Origin of the sequence: Frateuria terrea, from assembly GCF_900115705.1 — a bacterium.
Lineage (GTDB): Bacteria > Pseudomonadota > Gammaproteobacteria > Xanthomonadales > Rhodanobacteraceae > Frateuria_A > Frateuria_A terrea.
Genome location: NZ_FOXL01000012.1, coordinates 1 through 18373, shown reverse-complemented (window position 1 = coordinate 18373; position 18373 = coordinate 1). Strand labels below are relative to the sequence as shown.

At 65.1% G+C, this 18373-nt stretch carries 31 protein-coding genes and 1 pseudogene; 2 read left to right on the top strand and 30 right to left on the bottom strand.

The window, feature by feature from the left end; genetic code table 11:
• Positions 1–38 precede the first annotated feature (38 nt).
• Positions 39–1646 (top strand): amidase, encoded by a 1608-nt coding sequence (locus BMZ38_RS16940; protein WP_091340627.1) that lies wholly within the window; start codon positions 39–41, stop codon positions 1644–1646.
• Positions 1643–1825: pseudogene (locus BMZ38_RS18100) on the top strand (GDCCVxC domain-containing (seleno)protein); the annotation flags it as partial. The gene BMZ38_RS16940 and the pseudogene BMZ38_RS18100, both read left to right, overlap by 4 nt.
• A gap of 93 nt (positions 1826–1918) precedes the next feature.
• Here BMZ38_RS18100 and BMZ38_RS16935 read toward each other — a convergent pair.
• The 30 genes from BMZ38_RS16935 to BMZ38_RS16790 all read right to left on the bottom strand — a co-directional run.
• Positions 1919–3298, bottom strand: a complete 1380-nt coding sequence (locus BMZ38_RS16935; RefSeq protein ID WP_091340554.1) for a class II 3-deoxy-7-phosphoheptulonate synthase — start codon at positions 3296–3298, stop codon at positions 1919–1921.
• Positions 3299–3310: 12 nt separating this feature from the next.
• Positions 3311–3811, bottom strand: a complete 501-nt coding sequence (locus tag BMZ38_RS16930) for a disulfide bond formation protein B (RefSeq protein WP_091340551.1) — start codon at positions 3809–3811, stop codon at positions 3311–3313.
• A gap of 143 nt (positions 3812–3954) precedes the next feature.
• The gene (rplQ, locus tag BMZ38_RS16925; RefSeq protein ID WP_091340550.1) at positions 3955–4341 is read right to left on the bottom strand and encodes a 50S ribosomal protein L17; all 387 of its coding nucleotides are present in this window, start codon (positions 4339–4341) and stop codon (positions 3955–3957) included.
• A 286-nt stretch (positions 4342–4627) separates the two neighbouring features.
• Positions 4628–5626, bottom strand: a complete 999-nt coding sequence (locus BMZ38_RS16920; RefSeq protein ID WP_091340547.1) for a DNA-directed RNA polymerase subunit alpha — start codon at positions 5624–5626, stop codon at positions 4628–4630.
• A 15-nt stretch (positions 5627–5641) separates the two neighbouring features.
• Complete coding sequence (gene rpsD / locus BMZ38_RS16915) at positions 5642–6268, bottom strand: 30S ribosomal protein S4 (protein ID WP_091340544.1); 627 nt, start codon at positions 6266–6268, stop codon at positions 5642–5644.
• A 10-nt stretch (positions 6269–6278) separates the two neighbouring features.
• Complete coding sequence (gene rpsK / locus BMZ38_RS16910; RefSeq protein ID WP_007513384.1) at positions 6279–6665, bottom strand: 30S ribosomal protein S11; 387 nt, start codon at positions 6663–6665, stop codon at positions 6279–6281.
• Positions 6666–6677: 12 nt separating this feature from the next.
• Positions 6678–7034, bottom strand: coding sequence for a 30S ribosomal protein S13 (gene rpsM, locus BMZ38_RS16905; protein ID WP_017461853.1), 357 nt, complete (start codon positions 7032–7034; stop codon positions 6678–6680).
• Between the two features lie 132 nt (positions 7035–7166).
• Positions 7167–8492: a preprotein translocase subunit SecY gene (secY, locus tag BMZ38_RS16900; protein WP_091340541.1), complete on the bottom strand. Its 1326-nt coding sequence runs from the start codon at positions 8490–8492 to the stop codon at positions 7167–7169.
• Positions 8493–8496: 4 nt separating this feature from the next.
• Positions 8497–8934, bottom strand: coding sequence for a 50S ribosomal protein L15 (rplO, locus tag BMZ38_RS16895; protein ID WP_175483825.1), 438 nt, complete (start codon positions 8932–8934; stop codon positions 8497–8499).
• On the bottom strand, positions 8934–9128 hold the full coding sequence (gene rpmD / locus BMZ38_RS16890; protein WP_091340536.1) for a 50S ribosomal protein L30: 195 nt from the start codon (positions 9126–9128) through the stop codon (positions 8934–8936). Before rpmD ends, rplO begins: the two co-directional genes overlap by 1 nt.
• Positions 9121–9630 carry a 30S ribosomal protein S5 gene (gene rpsE, locus BMZ38_RS16885; RefSeq protein WP_091340533.1) on the bottom strand — a complete coding sequence of 170 codons (510 nt, stop codon included), beginning with the start codon at positions 9628–9630 and terminating at the stop codon, positions 9121–9123. The genes rpmD and rpsE overlap by 8 nt, the downstream gene beginning before the upstream one ends.
• A gap of 100 nt (positions 9631–9730) precedes the next feature.
• Positions 9731–10084: a 50S ribosomal protein L18 gene (gene rplR / locus BMZ38_RS16880; protein WP_091340530.1), complete on the bottom strand. Its 354-nt coding sequence runs from the start codon at positions 10082–10084 to the stop codon at positions 9731–9733.
• A gap of 97 nt (positions 10085–10181) precedes the next feature.
• Positions 10182–10709: a 50S ribosomal protein L6 gene (rplF, locus tag BMZ38_RS16875; RefSeq protein ID WP_091340528.1), complete on the bottom strand. Its 528-nt coding sequence runs from the start codon at positions 10707–10709 to the stop codon at positions 10182–10184.
• Positions 10710–10718: 9 nt separating this feature from the next.
• On the bottom strand, positions 10719–11114 hold the full coding sequence (gene rpsH / locus BMZ38_RS16870; protein WP_091340525.1) for a 30S ribosomal protein S8: 396 nt from the start codon (positions 11112–11114) through the stop codon (positions 10719–10721).
• 207 nt (positions 11115–11321) lie between these two features.
• Entirely contained in the window at positions 11322–11627 is a 306-nt protein-coding gene (gene rpsN, locus BMZ38_RS16865) for a 30S ribosomal protein S14 (RefSeq protein ID WP_091340522.1), read from the bottom strand.
• 6 nt (positions 11628–11633) lie between these two features.
• Positions 11634–12173, bottom strand: coding sequence for a 50S ribosomal protein L5 (gene rplE, locus BMZ38_RS16860; RefSeq protein WP_091340520.1), 540 nt, complete (start codon positions 12171–12173; stop codon positions 11634–11636).
• A 12-nt stretch (positions 12174–12185) separates the two neighbouring features.
• Positions 12186–12500, bottom strand: coding sequence for a 50S ribosomal protein L24 (rplX, locus tag BMZ38_RS16855; protein ID WP_091340517.1), 315 nt, complete (start codon positions 12498–12500; stop codon positions 12186–12188).
• Positions 12501–12515: 15 nt separating this feature from the next.
• Positions 12516–12884 carry a 50S ribosomal protein L14 gene (rplN, locus tag BMZ38_RS16850; RefSeq protein WP_014402147.1) on the bottom strand — a complete coding sequence of 123 codons (369 nt, stop codon included), beginning with the start codon at positions 12882–12884 and terminating at the stop codon, positions 12516–12518.
• Positions 12885–12899: 15 nt separating this feature from the next.
• Positions 12900–13160, bottom strand: a complete 261-nt coding sequence (gene rpsQ / locus BMZ38_RS16845; RefSeq protein ID WP_091340514.1) for a 30S ribosomal protein S17 — start codon at positions 13158–13160, stop codon at positions 12900–12902.
• Positions 13161–13172: 12 nt separating this feature from the next.
• Complete coding sequence (gene rpmC / locus BMZ38_RS16840) at positions 13173–13358, bottom strand: 50S ribosomal protein L29 (protein WP_091340512.1); 186 nt, start codon at positions 13356–13358, stop codon at positions 13173–13175.
• Positions 13358–13771, bottom strand: coding sequence for a 50S ribosomal protein L16 (rplP, locus tag BMZ38_RS16835; protein ID WP_091340510.1), 414 nt, complete (start codon positions 13769–13771; stop codon positions 13358–13360). The genes rpmC and rplP overlap by 1 nt, the downstream gene beginning before the upstream one ends.
• Positions 13772–13782: 11 nt before the next feature.
• On the bottom strand, positions 13783–14532 hold the full coding sequence (gene rpsC, locus BMZ38_RS16830; protein WP_091340508.1) for a 30S ribosomal protein S3: 750 nt from the start codon (positions 14530–14532) through the stop codon (positions 13783–13785).
• 13 nt (positions 14533–14545) lie between these two features.
• Positions 14546–14881 carry a 50S ribosomal protein L22 gene (gene rplV, locus BMZ38_RS16825; RefSeq protein ID WP_091340505.1) on the bottom strand — a complete coding sequence of 112 codons (336 nt, stop codon included), beginning with the start codon at positions 14879–14881 and terminating at the stop codon, positions 14546–14548.
• Between the two features lies 1 nt (position 14882).
• Positions 14883–15155 (bottom strand): 30S ribosomal protein S19, encoded by a 273-nt coding sequence (gene rpsS, locus BMZ38_RS16820; RefSeq protein ID WP_091340502.1) that lies wholly within the window; start codon positions 15153–15155, stop codon positions 14883–14885.
• Between the two features lie 12 nt (positions 15156–15167).
• Positions 15168–15989, bottom strand: a complete 822-nt coding sequence (gene rplB, locus BMZ38_RS16815) for a 50S ribosomal protein L2 (protein WP_091340499.1) — start codon at positions 15987–15989, stop codon at positions 15168–15170.
• A gap of 20 nt (positions 15990–16009) precedes the next feature.
• Positions 16010–16303 carry a 50S ribosomal protein L23 gene (gene rplW / locus BMZ38_RS16810; protein ID WP_091340496.1) on the bottom strand — a complete coding sequence of 98 codons (294 nt, stop codon included), beginning with the start codon at positions 16301–16303 and terminating at the stop codon, positions 16010–16012.
• Positions 16300–16902 (bottom strand): 50S ribosomal protein L4, encoded by a 603-nt coding sequence (gene rplD / locus BMZ38_RS16805; protein WP_091340493.1) that lies wholly within the window; start codon positions 16900–16902, stop codon positions 16300–16302. The genes rplW and rplD overlap by 4 nt, the downstream gene beginning before the upstream one ends.
• An 11-nt stretch (positions 16903–16913) precedes the next feature.
• Positions 16914–17555, bottom strand: coding sequence for a 50S ribosomal protein L3 (gene rplC, locus BMZ38_RS16800; protein WP_091340490.1), 642 nt, complete (start codon positions 17553–17555; stop codon positions 16914–16916).
• Positions 17556–17575: 20 nt separating this feature from the next.
• A complete protein-coding gene (gene rpsJ / locus BMZ38_RS16795; protein WP_017461875.1) occupies positions 17576–17887 on the bottom strand; it encodes a 30S ribosomal protein S10 in 312 nt (103 codons plus the stop codon).
• 392 nt (positions 17888–18279) lie between these two features.
• Positions 18280–18373 (bottom strand): EF-Tu C-terminal domain-related protein (locus BMZ38_RS16790; protein WP_483863929.1); only part of this gene is annotated, 94 nt, incomplete at its 5' end.

Here is an 18373-nt window from a genome sequence, read left to right as displayed (position 1 = left end):
GTAGATCCCCATTGCACACCGAGCCATCGGAGGCTGCCGTGAAACGATCGCCCGTCCACCTTGCCCTGCTTGTCACCGTGCTGCTTGCCGGACACGCGTTGGCTGCGCAACCGGGCCCGCCGCCGGCCTGGGCATCGATCGTCCAGCTCCAGCAACAGATGGATACCGGCACGCTGGACAGCCGCACGCTCGCGCGGCAGTTCCTCGACCGCATCGCGCAGATCGACCAGGCGGGGCCCACGCTGCGCGCGGTGATCGAGACCAACCCCGACGCGCTCGGGCTGGCCGCCGCGCTCGACGCCGGGCGCGCCAAGGCCAAGCCTGGCCCGCTTTACGGTATCCCGGTGCTGCTCAAGGACAACATCGACACCGGTGATCGCATGCTCACCACCGCCGGCTCACTGGCACTGGCCAGTGCACCCGCGGCGCGCGACGCCGGGCTGGTCGAGCGGCTGCGCAAGGCCGGCGCGCTGGTGCTGGGCAAGACCAATCTGAGCGAGTGGGCGAACTTCCGCTCCAGCCACGCCAGCAGCGGCTGGAGCGGGCGCGGCGGGCAGACGAAGAACCCCTACGTGCTCGACCGCAATCCGTGCGGCTCCAGCGCGGGCTCCGGTGCGGCGGTGGCGGCGGGCCTGGCGACCGTGGCGATCGGCACCGAGACCGACGGCTCGATCATCTGCCCGGCAGCGAGCAACGGCATCGTCGGCATCAAGCCTACGCTGGGTCTGGTCAGCCGCAGCGGCATCGTGCCGATCTCGCACAGTCAGGACACCGCCGGCCCGATGGCGCGCAGCGTGGCCGACGCCGCGGCGCTGCTCAGCGTGATCGCCGGCAGCGATCCGCGCGACCCGGCCACGGCCGACGCCGACAGGCACGCGACCGACTACACCCGTTTCCTCGATCCCGACGGCCTGAAGGGCAAGCGCATCGGCGTGGTGCGCCAGCTCGCCGGCGCCGAACCCAATGCCGACCGCGTGCTCGGGCAGGCGATCGCACTGATGAAGGCGCAGGGCGCGATCATTGTCGACCCGGTGACCGTGCCGCACCTTTCCGAACTGGGCGGACCGGAGATGACCGTGCTGCTGTACGAGTTCAAGCACGACATCAACGCCTACCTCGCCACCCGACCCAAGCTCGAGGTCAGGACGCTGGCCGACCTGATCGCCTTCGACAAGGCGCACGCCGCACAGGAGATGCCCTGGTTCGGCCAGGAACTGTTCGAGCAGGCGCAGGCCAAGGGGCCGCTGACCGATAAGAAATACACCGACGCGCAGGCCAAGGCCAAGCGACTGGCCGGAGCGGGGGGCATCGACGCCGCGCTGGCCCAATATCACCTGGACGCGCTGCTCGCCCCCTCCTGGGGCCCGGCCTTCGTTACCGACCCGGTGCTGGGAGACCACATCGTCAGCGGCGATCCGACCGTGGGAGGCGCCTCGCAGCCGGCGGCAGTCGCGGGCTATCCCTCGATTACCGTGCCGGCAGGCTTCGCGCACAACCTGCCGATCGGCATCGTGCTGTTCGGCGCCAAGTGGAGCGAACCGAAGCTGATCTCGATCGCCTACGGCTTCGAGCAACACGCCAGGGCATGGCAGCCGCCGCGCTTCCTTGACACGGTGGCCGGCAAGCCGGTCGCGACTGCTCCTTGAGACCATGGACCCGCGCCGCCAGACTGCGGGCGTGCCCCGGGTGCGGGCATCGATCGGAGGAAACCATGCCCACCGATGCCTGCCTCTTCTTCTATGACTGCCCCGGCTGCGGCGCGCTGCTGAAACCCAGGGGCCCCGTGATTGCTGTGCTCCGTTCCTTCGCCGACGTGCCGTGTCCGCCGATGCAGGCGAGGAAGGGGCTGCAGGCGCTTCATGAACTCGTGCGCCTGCGGTGGCCATGGCACCAACGCGCGCGAACGCGCAGTCGCCCATCAACCGGCGGAACCCTCCGACTTGCGCACGATCAGCATGGCCAGCTCGAGCGACTGCTCGTAGTTGAGCCGCGGGTCGACCATCGACTTGTAGGCGCGCTTCAGATCCGTTTCGGAAAGGTCGCGCGCGCCGCCCATGCATTCGGTGACGTCCTCACCGGTCAGTTCCAGGTGCACTCCGCCCAGCCGCGTACCGGCGGCAGCGTGGATGTCGAAGGCCTGGTCCAGTTCTCCGCGGATATTGTCGAATCGCCGCGTCTTGTAGCCGTTGGACGTGCTCTCGGTATTGCCGTGCATGGGATCGGCCACCCACAACACGCGCCGTCCTTCCCGCCGCACTGCGTCCAGCAGTGTCGGCAGCGCGCGGGCGATGCCAGCGTTGCCCATGCGGTGGATCAGGGTCAGCCGGCCGGGTTCGTCCTGCGGGTTGAGCGCATCGATCAGCGGCAGCAGTTGCTCCGGTGTGACGGACGGCCCGACCTTCACCGCAATGGGGTTGCGGATGCCCCGGAAGTACTCCACGTGTGCCCCGTCCAGTGCTGCCGTGCGCATGCCGATCCACGGGAAATGCGTGGATAGGTTGAACCAGCCCGGGTTGCGCGGTACCTGCCGGGTCAGCGCCTGCTCGTAGTGCAGCAGCAGGGCCTCGTGTGACGTGAAGAAATCCACCCGCGAAAAGCTGGCGATCGGTCCGGCCAGGGTCTCCATGAAACGAAGCGAATCGCCGATGCCCGCCACCATGCGGCGGTACTCGGCTGCCAGCGGCGAGTGCTCGACCCAGGCCAGATCCCAGTATTCGGGATGGTGCAGGTCGGCGAAGCCGCCATCGATCAGCGCGCGCACGAAGTTCATGGTCAGCGCCGAATGGGCGTGCGCCTGGATCAGACGCTGAGGGTCGGCGCGGCGGGCCTCTGCCGTGAAGGCCGGACCGTTGACCACGTCACCACGGAAACTGGGCAGCGTCACGCCGTCGCGGGTTTCGTTATCGGCCGAACGCGGCTTGGCGTACTGCCCAGCGAAACGACCAACGCGCAGGACCGGCTTCTTCAGTCCGTGCACCAGCACCAGGCTCATCTGCAGCAGGACCTTGAGCCGGTTGGAGATCACCGGACTGGTGCAATCGGAGAAGCTTTCAGCGCAGTCCCCGCCCTGCAGCAGGAAGCGCTCGCCCTCCTGTGCTTCGGCCAGTGCCTGTTTGAGGGCCAGCACTTCCCAGGAGGTGACCAGCGGCGGCAAGGCGGCAAGCTGGGTCGTGGCGCGCGCCAATTCGGTGGCATCCTCATAGTGGGGCTGCTGCAACGCCACGCGCCGCTGCCAGGAGGAAGGCATCCAGTCGGCGGGCGGCTCGGTCGCCCGGAGGCGGCGGTCATTCACGGTCATTGCCAGGTCCCGTCAGGCAGGCCGACGACGCACGGTCGCCGCCAGCGCAAAGATTGCAAGCAACACGAACCAGAACAGGGTCCACGCTGGCATCGGCAGGCCGAGCACCGGCTCGACCTTGGCGCATTCCCCCGAACCGGTGAACACCATGCGCAGCACCTGCGCGAACGGAAACGCGTCGAACATGTAATCCAGCGGCGGCCCGCAGGAAGGCACCTGATCGGCCGGCAGCGACTGGATCCACAGGTGCCGGCCGGCCACGGCGATACCCCAAAGCGATCCGACCAGCACGCCTCCGGTGTAGATCCACCGAGTTCCGCGATGCGGCGCGTGCAGGCAACCCACCAGGAAGAACGCCGCCATCACCAGGAAACCCAGACGCTGGAAGATGCACAGCGGGCACGGCACCAGGCCCCAGGCATACTCGGTGTACAGCGCGAATCCCAACAGGGCGACGCAGATCAGGAAGCCTGCGAGGAAACTGATGCGATACGACCAGTGCAGAGGATTCATGGCGGTTTGCTGCGTTGCGGAAAGCCGACATTACCCGCTTGCCGCACCGCTGTCAGCATGGCGCAGCAAAAAACAAAACCCCGGCAGGTCACCCGGCCGGGGTTTCATCGTTTGGACGTCTGGACGCCCGTATATGCTAAGGCTTACTCGGCCTCGGCAGCCGCGGCATTCTGCGGGCGATCGACCAGCTCGACGTAGGCCATCGGCGCATTGTCGCCCGGCCGGAAGCCGCACTTGAGGATGCGCAGGTAGCCGCCGGGACGCTGCTGATAGCGCGGGCCCAGCTCGATGAACAGCTTGCCTACCGCTTCCTTGTCACGCAGGCGCGCAAAGGCGAGGCGGCGGTTGGCGACGCCGTCCACCTTGGCCAGCGTGATCAGCGGCTCGGCGACCCGACGCAGCTCCTTGGCCTTGGGCAGGGTGGTGCGGATCAGCTCGTGCTTGATCAGCGAGGCGGCCATGTTCTTGAACATCGCTTCGCGGTGCGAGCTGGTGCGGTTGAGCTTGCGGCCCGATTTCTGGTGGCGCATGGCGAAAACTCTCTCTGTCTGTTGTTATGAAAAACCGGCAATCGTTTCCGGCTTTCCGCGGTTACCCGCTGTTTCGAGCCCTTTCAGTACGGGCTCTCGTGAGAAGTGCGGCCATGAGTGGCCGTCTATTGCTCTGGCGGTAGGACAACCCGCTGATGGTGTCGCAAGCCTGGCGACCATGAGGGCAGTCAAGGCGACCGCTCCAAAAAACAGTGGCGGGATCGCAGAAGCGGCTCCCGCCTTGCTCAAACTTCGGCGGCGATCGCCCGATCGCCGCCGTAAAACATCAACCCAGCTGCATGCCGTGCGAAAGGCCCGGCGGCGGCCAGTTCTCCAGCTTCATGCCGAGGGCGAGGCCGCGCGAACCGAGCACGTCCTTGATCTCGGTGAGCGACTTCTTGCCCAGGTTCGGGGTCTTGAGCAGCTCGACTTCGGTCTTCTGGACCAGGTCGCCGATGTAGTAGATGCTCTCGGCCTTCAGGCAATTGGCCGAACGCACCGTCAGCTCCAGGTCGTCGATCGGACGCAGCAGCAGCGGATCGAAACCGCCCTTTTCCGCCTTGTCCGAAGCGCTCTCGCGGCGCGAGAAATCGCCGAACACCGAAAGCTGGTCGTTGAGGATCTCGGCAGCCTTGCGGACCGCGTCCTCGGCACCGATCGTGCCGTTGGTCTCGATGTCCAGCACCAGCTTGTCGAGGTTCGTGCGCTGCTCGACACGGGCCGCGTCGACCTCGTAGGCCACGCGCAGCACCGGCGCAAAGGAGGCATCGAGCTGCAGGCGGCCGATCGGACGCGCTTCGTCATCGGGATGCTGGCGCGCGCTGGCCGGCTGGTAGCCGACGCCGCGACGCACCTTCAGGCGCATGTTGAGCGCGATGTCCTTGGTCAGGTGGCAGATCACGTGCTCGGGGTTGACGATTTCCACCGTGTGGTCGACCACGATGTCGCCGGCCGTGACCACGCCCTTGCCCTTCTTGGAAAGGGTCAAGGTGACCTCGTCGCCCGAATGCTGGCGAATGGCCACATCCTTGAGGTTGAGCAGGACTTCGATCACGTCCTCCTGCAGACCCTCGAGGGTGGTGTACTCATGCAGCACGCCATCGATTTCAACCTCGATGATGGCGCTGCCCGGGATCGAGGAGAGCAGCACGCGGCGCAGCGCGTTGCCCAGGGTGTGGCCGAAGCCACGCTCGAGCGGCTCCACCACCACCTTGGCGCGGTTGGCTCCGAGCTGCTCGACGCTGAGGCCACGAGGCCGCAGCACACTAGTTGACGAAACTGCCATGCAGGGCTCCGGTAATTACTTCGAATACAGCTCGACGATCAGGGCTTCGTTGATGTCCGTCGGCAGGTCGCCGCGGTCGGGCATCGACTTGAAGGTGCCAGTGAACTTCTTGGCATCGACTTCGACCCAGATCGGGCGCAGGTCCATCGTGTCGAACACGGTCGCCGCTTCCTGCACGCGCAGCTGGGTGCGCGCACGCTCGGTCAGCGCGACCTCGTCGCCCGGCTTGACCTGGTACGAGGGGATGTTGACTTTCTTGCCGTTGACCAGGATCGCCTTGTGCGCGACCAACTGGCGGGCCTGGGCGCGGGTAACCGCGAAACCCATGCGATAGACGACGTTGTCCAGGCGGCTCTCGAGCAGGCGCAGCAGGTTCTCGCCGGTGTTGCCCTTGAGGGTCGACGCCTTGGCGTAGTAGTTGCTGAACTGGCGCTCGAGCACGCCATAGATGCGCTTGACCTTCTGCTTCTCGCGCAGCTGGACGGCATAGTCGGACATGCGCATGCGCTTGTTGGCGCCATGCTGGCCGGGCTTGTTCTCCAGCTTGCACTTGGAGTCCAGCGCACGGGCCGGGCTCTTCAGGCTGAGATCCGCACCCTCGCGGCGGGCGAGCTTGCAGGTAGCTCCACGATAACGGGCCATGGGTTACTCCTTAGACTCGACGCTTCTTGGGGGGACGGCAGCCGTTGTGCGGAATCGGCGTGACGTCGATGATGTTCAGGACCTTGTAGCCCAGCGCGTTCAGCGAACGCACGGCCGACTCGCGGCCCGGGCCGGGGCCCTTGATACGCACTTCCACGGTCTTCACGCCGTAGTCGCCAGCGGCGCGGCCGGCCTTCTCGGCAGCAACCTGGGCAGCGAACGGGGTGGACTTGCGCGAACCGCGGAAACCCGCGCCGCCGGCAGTCGCCCACGACAGCGCGTTGCCCTGGCGGTCGGTGATGGTGACGATGGTGTTGTTGAAGGAGGCCTGCACGTGGGCCACGGCATCCGTGACAACGCGCTTGATCTTCTTCTTGGTCTTGACAGGCTTGGCCATAATGGGTGTCCGTTACTTCTTGATCGCGCGACGCGGACCCTTGCGGGTGCGTGCATTGGTACGCGTGCGCTGACCGCGCACCGGCAGGCCACGACGGTGGCGCAGGCCGCGATAGCAACCCAGGTCCATCAGGCGCTTGATCGCGATACCCACCTCGCGGCGAAGGTCGCCTTCGACGACGTACTTGCCGATTTCGTGGCGGAGTTTCTCCACCTCGCCCTCGCTGAGGGACTTGATCGGCGTGGTCGGAACCACCCCGGCATCCGCGCAGACCTTCTTGGCCCGGCTGCGGCCGATGCCGTAGATGCTCTGCAGGCCGACCCAGACATGCTTCTGGACCGGCAAATTGACACCCGCGATGCGCGCCATGATGTACTTTCTCCGATGCGTTTCTTGCGCGGTAAACGCGCAATTTTAACCTGAATTACCCTAACAGGAAAGCCCCGCGGCGCCGTGCCGCCTGCCTTCCAACGTGACCAACCCCGTTCGCCCCAGCAGCCACTAGTTGCGGCGGAGATTGGCCTTCTTGAGCAGACTTTCGTACTGATGGCTGACCAGGTGCGCCTGCACCTGGGCGGTAAAGTCCATCACCACCACCACGATGATCAGCAGCGAGGTGCCGCCGAAGTAGAACGGCACGTGCCAGTAGTTCTGCATGAACGTCGGCACCAGACACACCAGCACCAGGTAGATCGCGCCCACGCCAGTCAGCCTGGTCATCACGCCGTCGATGTACTCGCCGGTAGCCCGGCCCGGACGGATGCCCGGGATCAGTGCGCCCGACCGCTTGAGGTTGTCGGCCGTTTCCTGCGAGTTGAAGACGATCGCCGTGTAGAAGAAGGCGAACACGATCACCAGCACTGCGTAGACGATCTCGTACAACGGCTGGCCCGGCGCGATCGCCTGGGTCAGGCCCTGCAACCAGCGCGACTGGTGGCCGGCACCGAACCAGCTCACCGCGGTCGCCGGAAACATCAGCAGGCTCGAGGCGAAGATCGGCGGGATCACGCCCGACATGTTGATCTTCAGCGGCAGGTGCGAGGTCTGGTTCATGTACGCCCGCTGGCCGCCTGAGCGCCGTGCGTAGTTCACGGTGATGCGCCGCTGGGCGCGCTCCATGAACACCACGAACGCGGTGACGGCCAACACCAGGCCCACCACCATGATCAGCCGCAGCACCGACAGTTCGCCGTTGCTGGCCATGCCCAGGGTGTTGGATACCGCGCCCGGCAGGCCCGCCACGATGCCGGCGAAGATCAGCAGCGAGATGCCGTTGCCGATGCCGCGTTCGGTGATCTGCTCGCCCAGCCACATCAGGAACATCGAGCCGGCGGTGAGGCCGACGACGGACGCCAGGATGAAGCCGAAGCCGGGGGTGTAGACCACCGGCGCGCCACCGGCCGCCGTCTGCGACTGCAACGCCGCGGCGATGCCGAACGCCTGGAACGCCGACAGGCCGACCGTGCCGAAGCGGGTGTACATGGTCATCGTGCGACGACCGGCCTCGCCCTCCTTGCGCAGCGCCTGCAGGCTCGGCACCACCGAGCCCATCATCTGCACCACGATCGAGGCGGAGATGTAGGGCACCACGCCGAGCGCGAACACCGAGAAGCGCTGCAGCGAACCGCCGGAGAACATGTTGAACATGTTCAGCAGGCCGCCGCCGCCCTGGATCAGCCGCGTCATCGCTTCCGGGTTGACGCCCGGCACGGGGATGAACGAGCCGAGGCGGAAAACGACCAGCGCACCGATCACGAAGAAGATGCGCTGGCGGAGTTCCGTCAGCTTGCCGAGCGCGCCGAGCGCATTGCCCTTGGCTTGCGCCACCGTCTTACTCCACGCTGCCGCCGGCAGCCTCGATGGCCGCCTTGGCACCGGCCGTCGCGAGCACGCCGGAGAGCTTGACCGCACGGCCGATTTCGCCCTTGGCGACGACCTTGATCTTCTTCGCCTTGCTGTCGACCAAGCCAGCCTGGTGCAGCGCGATCGGATCGATCACGTCGGCCTTCAGGTTGGCCAGCTGGTACAGGAACACTTCCTGGCTCTCGGCCTTCTTCTTGGAACGGAAGCCAACCTTGGGCAGGCGACGCTGCAGCGGCATCTGGCCGCCCTCGAAGCCGAACTTGTGGGTGCCGCCGGCGCGGGCATGCTGACCCTTGTGGCCACGGCCGGCAGTCTTGCCGAGGCCAGAGCCGATACCGCGACCAACGCGCAGGCGCGTCTTGCGTGCACCGGCAGCCGGCTTGATGTCGTTCAGACGCATGATGATTACTCCTCGACCCGGACCAGGTAGTAGACCGTGTTGATCAGGCCACGCACCTGCGGGCTGTCCTTCAGTTCACGGACGTCGTTGAGCTTGTTCAGGCCCAGCGCCTTGACGCTCAGGCGGTGACGCCCCTGCACGCCGCGCAGACCCTTGACCAGGCGCACGCGCACGGTGGCGGTGTCGTTGTTTTTAGCCATTGCCCATCACCTCTTCGACGGTCTTGCCACGCTTGGCGGCGATGCGCTTCGGCGAGGCAATCGCCTGCAGTCCCTTGATGGTGGCGCGCACCAGGTTGATCGGGTTACGCGAACCGACCGCCTTGGCCAGCACGTTCTTGACGCCGACCACTTCCAGCACGGCGCGCATCGCGCCACCGGCGATCACGCCGGTACCTTCCGAAGCGGGCTGCATGAACACGCGCGCGGCGCCGTGGTTGGCCTTGATGGCGTACCACAGCGTGCCGTTGTTCAGGTCGATGCTCACCATATTACGGCGGGCACGCTCCATCGCCTTGGAGATGGCGACCGGCACTTCACGTGCCTTGCCATAGCCGAAACCGACCTTGCCCTCGCCATCGCCGACGACGGTCAGCGCGGTGAAGCTCATCTGGCGGCCACCCTTGACGGTCTTGGCCACGCGGTTGACGGCAATCAGCTTTTCGAGCAGGCCGTCGGAATTTTCGCGATCGTTAGAAGACATGTTCCGATTCCGTGTGCCCGGACCATCCGGGACTTTTGCTTGCGGCTTGGCCGCTTGTTGTTGTACTTGCCAAGGACCGGGAGTCGTGCCCCCGGTTCCTTCAGAACTTCAGGCCCGCTTCGCGCGCCGCATCGGCCAGCGCCTTGATGCGACCGTGGTAGCGGAAGCCGGAGCGGTCGAAAGCGACCGACTCGATGCCGGCGGCAAGCGCACGCTCGGCCACGGCCTTGCCCACCGCCGCGGCGGCGGTCAGGTTCTTGGTGCCCTTCAGGCCTTCGGCCACCGACTTCTGCACGGTGGAAGCGGCGGCTACCACCTTCTCGCCGGAGGCGTCGAACACCTGGGCGTAGAGATGCTGGCCGGTGCGATGGACCGACAGGCGGGCCACGGCGAGCTTGCGGATATGGGCGCGGGTGGACTTGGCGCGGCGCAGGCGGGATTCGTTCTTGTTCATCTGTCTGTTCCTCGAAAGCGGATCGGCGGTAGTGACGCAGTGCTCTTGTGAGTAGTGCGGCCATGGATGGCCGCTTCCACACGCAGGAAAAGCGTACTCAAGCCTTCTTGGCTTCCTTCAGGGTGATCTTCTCGCCGGAATAGCGCACGCCCTTGCCCTTGTAGGGCTCCGGCGGACGGAACGCGCGGATCTTGGCGGCAACTTCGCCGACGCGCTGCTTGTCCGAGCCCTTGACCAGGATCTCGGTCTGCGAGGGCGTCTCGAGCGTGATGCCCTCCGGCGCATTGAACACGACCGGATGCGAGAAGCCCAGGCTGAGGTTCAACGCCTTGCCGGCCATCGAAGCGCGGTAACCCACGCCGACCAGCTCCAGCTTGCGCTCGTAACCCTCGGACACGCCCTTGATCATGTTGGCAAGCAGCGCACGGGCGGTGCCGCCGAACTTGTCGTCGGCGCCCTCGGCCAGCGCAATGCTCGCCACGCCGTCGTTCACGGCGACCGACACGCCCGGCAGGGCATGGATCGACAGCGTGCCCTTCGGGCCCTTGACGGAGATGCCGCTGGCATCGGACTTCAGTTCCACGCCCTTCGGCAGGCTGATCGGTTTCTTGGCAACGCGGGACATGGGAACTCCTTACGCCACTTGGCCGATGACTTCGCCGCCCAGGCCCTTGGCGCGGGCCTGCGCATCGGTCATCAGACCGGCGGAAGTCGAAATGATCGAGATACCCATGCCGCCGAGCACCTTCGGCAGCTCGTCCTTGCCGCGGTACACGCGCAGGCCGGAGCGGGAAACACGGGAAATGGCCTCGATGGCCGGGCGGCCTTCGAAATACTTGAGCTTGATCTCGAGCACCGGCTTGCCTTCCGCATCGGAAGTCTTGGCGTCGAGGATGTAGCCCTCGTTCTTGAGGAGGTTGGCGATCGCCAACTTCAGCTTCGACGACGGCATGCTTACGGCCTGCTTGCCCGTGAGCTGGGCATTGCGGATGCGCGTAAACAGATCGGCGATGGGATCAGTCATGCTCATGAAAACATCCTTCAGAGTGCACCGATATCCGATAAAACCGGAAATCAATCAGATTGTGAGCTGGCAAAACGCAGCCAGCCTGCATTGCGCAGACCGACGACTATAGCAGCTATTTCCACTTTTAGCGAACGTCGGCGCGATTTATGCACCGGGCGGCCGGAGCCGCCTGAGAAGCGACGGACACCGAAGCGTCCGTCGCCTGGAGACTTACCAGCTGGCCTTGCGCAGGCCCGGCACGTCGCCGCGCATGGTCGCTTCGCGCAGCTTGTTGCGGCCCAGGCCGAACTTGCGGTACACGCCACGCGGACGGCCGGACAGCTCGCAGCGGTTGCGCTGACGCACTGGGCTGGCATCGCGCGGCAGCTTCTGCAGCTTGGACTGCGCGTCCATCTTCTCGTCGTACGAGGCGTTCGGGTTCAGCACGATCGCCTTCAGTTCGGCGCGCTTGGCGGCGTACTTCTTGACGAGCTTGGTCCGCTTGATGTCGCGGTTGACCATCGAGGTCTTAGCCATAGTCTTTTAGTTCCTAAACGGGAAGCTGAAGGCTTCCAGCAGCGCCTTGGCCTCTTCGTCGGTCTTGGCGGTGGTGGTGATGGAGATGTCCATACCGCGCATCGCGTCGATCGCGTCGAAGTCGATTTCCGGGAAGATGATCTGTTCCTTGATGCCGAAGTTGTAATTGCCACGGCCGTCGAAGGCGCGACCGGACACACCGCGGAAGTCGCGGGTACGCGGTAGCGAGATGTTGATCAGGCGATCCAGGAATTCCCACATGTTGGCGCGGCGCAGGGTGACCTTGCAGCCGATCGGCCAGCCGTCGCGGATCTTGAACGAGGCTACGGACACGCGCGCCTTGGTCGTGATCGGCTTCTGACCGGCGATCTTGGTCATGTCCGCCACGGCGTTCTCGAGGATCTTCTTGTTGCCGGCGGCCTCACCCACACCCATGTTCAGGGTGATCTTGGTGATGCGCGGGACCTGCATCACGTTCTCGTAGCCGAAGCGCTCGGTGAGCTTCGGAACGACCTGTTCTTTGTAAAAGCTTTCAAGGCGCGTCATGACATGGATTCCTTACGCGTCCAGCTGCTCGCCACTGGAGCGGAACACGCGGACCTTGCGCCCATCTTCGAGCGTCTTGGTGCCCACGCGCTCACCCTTGCCGGTGGCCGGGTTGAACGGCTGCACATTGGAGATATGGATCGAGGCCTCGCGCTCGACGATGCCGCCGGCCTGGTTGGCCTGCGGGTTCGGCTTGGTGTGGCGCTTGACGATGTTCACGTTGGCGACGAACACCCGGTCGCCGTCCACGCGCAACACGTCGCCACGCTGGCCCTTGTTCTTGCCGGCGATCACGAGGACCTGATCACCCTTGCGGATACGGTTCATGGTTCTTATCTCCGCTCAAAGCACTTCGGGCGCGAGGGAGACGATCTTCATGAACTTCTCGCCGCGCAGCTCACGCGTGACCGGCCCGAAGATGCGGGTGCCGATCGGCTCGAGCTTGTTGTTGAGGAGCACCGCTGCATTGCCGTCGAAACGGATCAGCGAGCCATCGGGGCGGCGTACGCCCTTGGCGGTACGCACCACCACGGCGTTGTAGACCTCGCCCTTCTTCACCTTGCCGCGCGGAATGGCATCCTTCACGGTGACCTTGATCACGTCACCGATCGCGGCGTAGCGGCGATGGGAACCGCCGAGCACCTTGATGCACATCAGTTCCTTGGCGCCGCTGTTGTCGGCCGCGGAAAGCGTGCTCTGCATCTGGATCATGTCTGCACCCCTCCCTTAGACCGCTGCGCGCGTGACAATTTCGACCACGCGATGATGCTTGGTCCTGGACAGCGGACGGCACTCGGCGATGCGCACCAGGTCGCCCTCGTTCGCACCAATGTCGTCCTGCGCATGCAGCTTGGTCGACCGGCGGATGATCTTGCCCAGCAGGCCGTGCTGCACCTGGCGCTCGATCAGGACGGTCACCGTCTTGTTCATCTTGTTGCTGATGACGCGACCCTCGAGGGTGCGCGCCTGCTTCTGGTTGTCGCTCATGTCGGCGGTCCCTTACTTCTTCGTGCCGAGCACGAACTTCGTGCGGGCGATGTCGCGCCGCACGCGGCGCAGCTGGTGCGGCTGGCTGAGCTGGCCGGTGCCCTTCTGCATGCGCAGGTTGAACTGCTCCTTGCGCAGGTCCAGCAGGTGCTGCTTCAGCTCGTCGGCCGACTTGGTGTTCAGATCGTTGGTGGCCATCACATCACCGCCCGGGTCACGAATTGGGTCTGCACCGAGAGCTTGGCGGCGGCCAGGCGGAACGCCTCGCGTGCCGTTGCCTCGTCGATACCCTCGATTTCATAGAGCATGCGGCCCGGCTGGATCGGGGCGACCCAGAACTCGACACCACCCTTGCCGGCGCCCATACGGACTTCGATCGGCTTCTTGGTGATCGGCTTGTCCGGGAACACGCGGATCCACAGCTTTCCACCGCGCTTCACGAAACGCGTGATGCAACGACGGGCCGCCTCGATCTGGCGCGCGGTCAGCGCACCGTGGGTGGTCGCCTTCAGGCCGTACTCGCCAAAGCTGACGAGGTTCGAGCACTGGGCCAGGCCATCGTTGCGGCCCTTGAACTGCTTGCGGTATTTGGTTCGCTTCGGTTGCAACATGGCAACTCTCCTTACTTCGCCGTCCGCTCGCGGCGGCCTTCACCGCCCTCGCGACGCGATTCACGACGGCCCTCGCCACCTTCGCGGCGCGGCTGCGACTGCTCGTCCTTCGACTCCTGCGACGCCGCCGCCAGGTCGAAGATCTCGCCCTTGTAGACCCACACCTTGATGCCGATGATGCCGTAGGTGGTCTTCGCCTCGGCAAAACCGTAGTCGATGTCGGCACGCAGGGTGTGCAGCGGCACGCGGCCCTCGCGGCTCCATTCGGAACGCGCGATCTCGGCGCCGTTCAGACGGCCGGACACGTTGATCTTGATGCCCAAGGCGCCCAGGCGCATCGCATTGCCGACCGCACGCTTCATGGCGCGGCGGAACATGATGCGGCGCTCCAGCTGCTGGGCGATCGACTCGGCCACCAGTTGCGCGTCGAGCTCGGGCTTGCGCACTTCGTTGACGTTGATGTGCGCCGGAACGCCCATCATGTCGCTGACTTCCTTGCGCAGCTTCTCGATATCCTCGCCCTTCTTGCCGATCACCACGCCCGGGCGGGCGGTATGGATCGTCACGCGGGCGGTCTTGGCCGGACGCTCGATCTGGATCTTGGAGATGCCGGCCTGCGCCAGCTTCTTGCGCAGCATCTCGCGGACCTTCAGGTCAGCCGCGAGGTACTGGGCGTACTCGCCCTTGTTGGCGTACCACTTCGAATTCCAGTCCTTGGCGATGCCGAGGCGGATACCGGTGGGATGAACTTTATGACCCATCGTCTATGTCCTCTTACTCGCCGACGACCACGGTGATGTGGCTGGTGCGCTTCAGGATGCGCGAACCGCGACCCTTGGCACGTGCATACATGCGCTTCATCGCCGGACCTTCGTCCACGAAAATGCGCGCGACCTTCAGCTCGTCGACGTCGGCGCCGAGGTTGTTCTCGGCGTTGGCGACGGCCGAGAGCAGCACCTTGCGGACAAGGTGGGCGGCCTTCTTGTTGGTGAACTGGAGCACGTCGCTGGCGCGGCCGACGGGCATGCCGCGGACCAGGTCAGCCACCAGGCGTGCCTTCTGCGCCGAGATGCGGGCGCTGCGCAGGATCGCTTTGGCTTCGGTGCTCATCTTACTTGCCCTTCTTGTCGCCGCCGTGGCCCTTGAAAGTACGGGTCACCGCGAACTCGCCGAGCTTGTGCCCGACCATGTTCTCGTTGATCAGTACCGGCACGTGCTGGCGACCGTTGTGGATGGCGATGGTCAGGCCCACCATTTCGGGCAGGATCATCGAGCGGCGCGACCAGGTCTTGATCGGGCGCTTGTTGTTGGCGGAAACGGCGGCTTCCACCTTCTTTGCGAGGTGCAGGTCGATGAACGGACCTTTCTTTAGGGAGCGCGGCATGATCGTTTCCTGTTACTTGCGACGACGCACGATGAACTGCTGCGTGCGCTTGTTGTTGCGGGTCTTGTAGCCCTTGGTCGGCGTGCCCCACGGGCTGACCGGATGACGGCCGCCGGAGGTACGGCCCTCACCACCGCCGTGCGGATGGTCGACCGGGTTCATCACCACGCCGCGCACGGTCGGGCGGATGCCCTTCCAACGCTTGGCGCCGGCCTTGCCCAGCTTCTTCAGGCTGTGCTCGGAGTTGCCGACCTCGCCGATGGTGGCGCGGCAATCGACCGGCACGCGGCGCATCTCGCCGGAGCGAAGGCGCAGCGTGGCGTAGCCGGACTCGCGAGCAACAAGCTGCACCGAAGCGCCGGCGCTGCGGGCGATCTGTGCGCCCTTGCCTGCCTTCATCTCGATGCAGTGGATGGTCGAACCGACCGGGATGTTGCGCAGCGGCAGGCTGTTGCCGGCCTTGATCGGCGCGTCGGAACCCGACACCAGGCGGTCACCCACCACCACGCCCTTGGGCGCGATGATGTAGCGGCGCTCGCCGTCGGCGTAACACAACAGCGCAATGTGCGCAGTGCGGTTCGGGTCGTATTCGATGCGCTCGACCTTGGCGGCAATGCCTTCCTTGTCGCGCTTGAAGTCGATGATGCGGTAGGCCTGCTTGTGGCCACCGCCGCGATGACGCGTGGTGATGCGACCGTAGTGGTTGCGGCCACCCGTCTTGGACTGCGACTCGGTCAACGCCGCGTACGGCGCGCCCTTGTGCAGGCCTTCGGTGCGGACGCTGACGGCGTCGCGGCGGCCCGGCGAGGTCGGCTTGTGAGTGATCAGTGCCATCTCAATTCAACTCCTTGAGCTCAGGCCTTGGCCGACACGTCGATGGACTGGCCATCGGCGAGGCGGACGTAGGCCTTGCGCTTGCCCTGGCGGTTGCCAGCGCGGAAACGGAAGGACTTGACCTTGCCCTTGGCGTTGACGAGGTTCACCTGCTCGACCTTGACGTCGAACATCTGTTCCACCGCGGCGCGGACATCGGCCTTGGTCGCCTCGGGGGCGACCACGAATACGTACTGGTTGTTCTCGGCAAGGCGCGCAGCCTTCTCGGAGATGTGCGGCGCACGCAGCGTATTGAGAATGCGTTCGTTGCTCATGCGAGCCACTCCTCGATCTTCTTCACCGCCTCGGCGGTCATCACCACGTGGTCGGAGCCGACCAGGCTGACCGGGTTGAGCGCCATCACGTCCAGCACGTGCAGGTACGGGATGTTGCGCGCGGCCAGGAACAGCGCCTCGGATGCATCCTCGCTGACCAGCAGGACGCGACCGGACACTTCCAGCTCGGCCATCTTGGCGAGCATCGACTTGGTCTTGGGAGCGTCGATGCCGAAGCCCTCGACCACCTTCAGGCGGCCCTGGCGATTCAGCTCGGAAAGGATCGAGCGGATCGCCACGCGATAGGCCTTGCGGTTGACCTTCTGCTCGAAGCTGCGCGGCTTGGCCGCGAAGGTGACACCACCACCGACGAAGATCGGGGCGCGGTAGTCGCCGTGGCGGGCGCCGCCGCCCTTCTGCTTCTTGAACTTCTTGGTGGTGCCCGACATCTCACCGCGCGACAGCTGCGCCTTGGTGCCGGCGCGACCGCCAGCCTGGTACGCAACCACCACCTGGTGGATCAAGGCCTGCTTGAACTCGCTGCCGAACACTTCGTCGGACACGCTGAGCGGCTTGGCGCCAATGACATTCAGTTCCATGGCGTCTCTCCTCAACCCTTGGTGGTCGGGCGGATCACGACGTCGCCGCCGGTTGCACCCGGCACCGCGCCCTTGACCGCGATCAGATGACGCTCGGCGTCGACCTTGACCACTTCCAGACCCTGCTGCGTGCGGTTCACCGCACCCATGTGGCCGGCCATCTTCTTGCCCGGGAACACGCGACCCGGCGTCTGGCGCTGGCCGATCGAACCCGGCGCGCGGTGCGACAGCGAGTTACCGTGCGTCGCATCGCCCATCGAGAAGTTGTGGCGCTTGATGGTGCCCTGAAAGCCCTTGCCCTTCGAGACGCCGGCGACGTCGACGATCTGGCCGGCCGAGAAGATCTCGTCCGCCTTGATCTCGGCACCGACGCTGTACTTGCCCAGGTCTTCGGCAGCGACGCGGAACTCCCACAGGCCACGACCCGGCTCGACCTTCGCCTTGGCGTAGTGGCCCTTCACCGGCTGGGTCAGCAGCGAAGCGCGCTTGACGCCCGCAGTGACCTGGATCGCGGTGTAACCATCGTTGTCTTCGGTCTTCAGCTGGGTGACGCGGTTCGGGGTCGCTTCAATCAGCGTCACCGGAATCGAGCGTCCGTCTTCAGTGAAGAGCCGGCTCATGCCGCACTTGCGGCCAACCAGTCCGATACTCATCTTCGTATCCTGTCTATCGCTCAGCCGAGCTTGATCTGGACGTCCACGCCAGCGGCGAGGTCAAGCTTCATGAGCGCGTCCACGGTCTTGTCGTTGGGGTCGACGATGTCGAGCACACGCTTGTGCGTACGGGTTTCGTACTGGTCGCGTGCATCCTTGTCGACGTGCGGCGACACCAGGATGGTGTAACGCTCGATCTTGGTCGGGAGCGGAATCGGACCGAGCACCGTAGCGCCGGTGCGCTTGGCCGTCTCGACGATCTCGCTGGCCGAGCGGTCGATCAGGCGATGATCGTACGCCTTGAGCCGGATGCGAATCTTCTGGTTCGCCATAAAACCGTGTCCTGTTATCGAAAGAACAAATGCTTGTTTCGGGGTGGCTTCTCACCGCCCCGCACAACCCTTCTGGAGCCGCCCGGCACGCCACGGCGCACTGAGCGAAAAAGCTAGGCGAGCACAATCGGCTCGCCTAGACAGAAAATTATAAGTCGCGCAACACACATAGGTCAACAGAATGTCTTCTGCGGACCTAGGAGTCTGTTGCGAGGGCCTTCCCGGCCAGCGAACTCGAAGCACATCCTGCGCCTCATTTCGCGGTATCGACCCCTTGCAACACCGGGATCGTCAACAAGCTGCCAAGTATAGCAGCGAGTCCGTAGCCGGCACCAGCCTATGGCCGATGCCTATGCGAAACGGCGACCCCGGAGGAGGTCGCCGCCCTGGTCTTACTTGATGACCTTGGCCACCACGCCGGCGCCGACGGTGCGGCCGCCTTCGCGGATGGCGAAGCGCAGGCCCTCGTCCATCGCGATCGGGTGG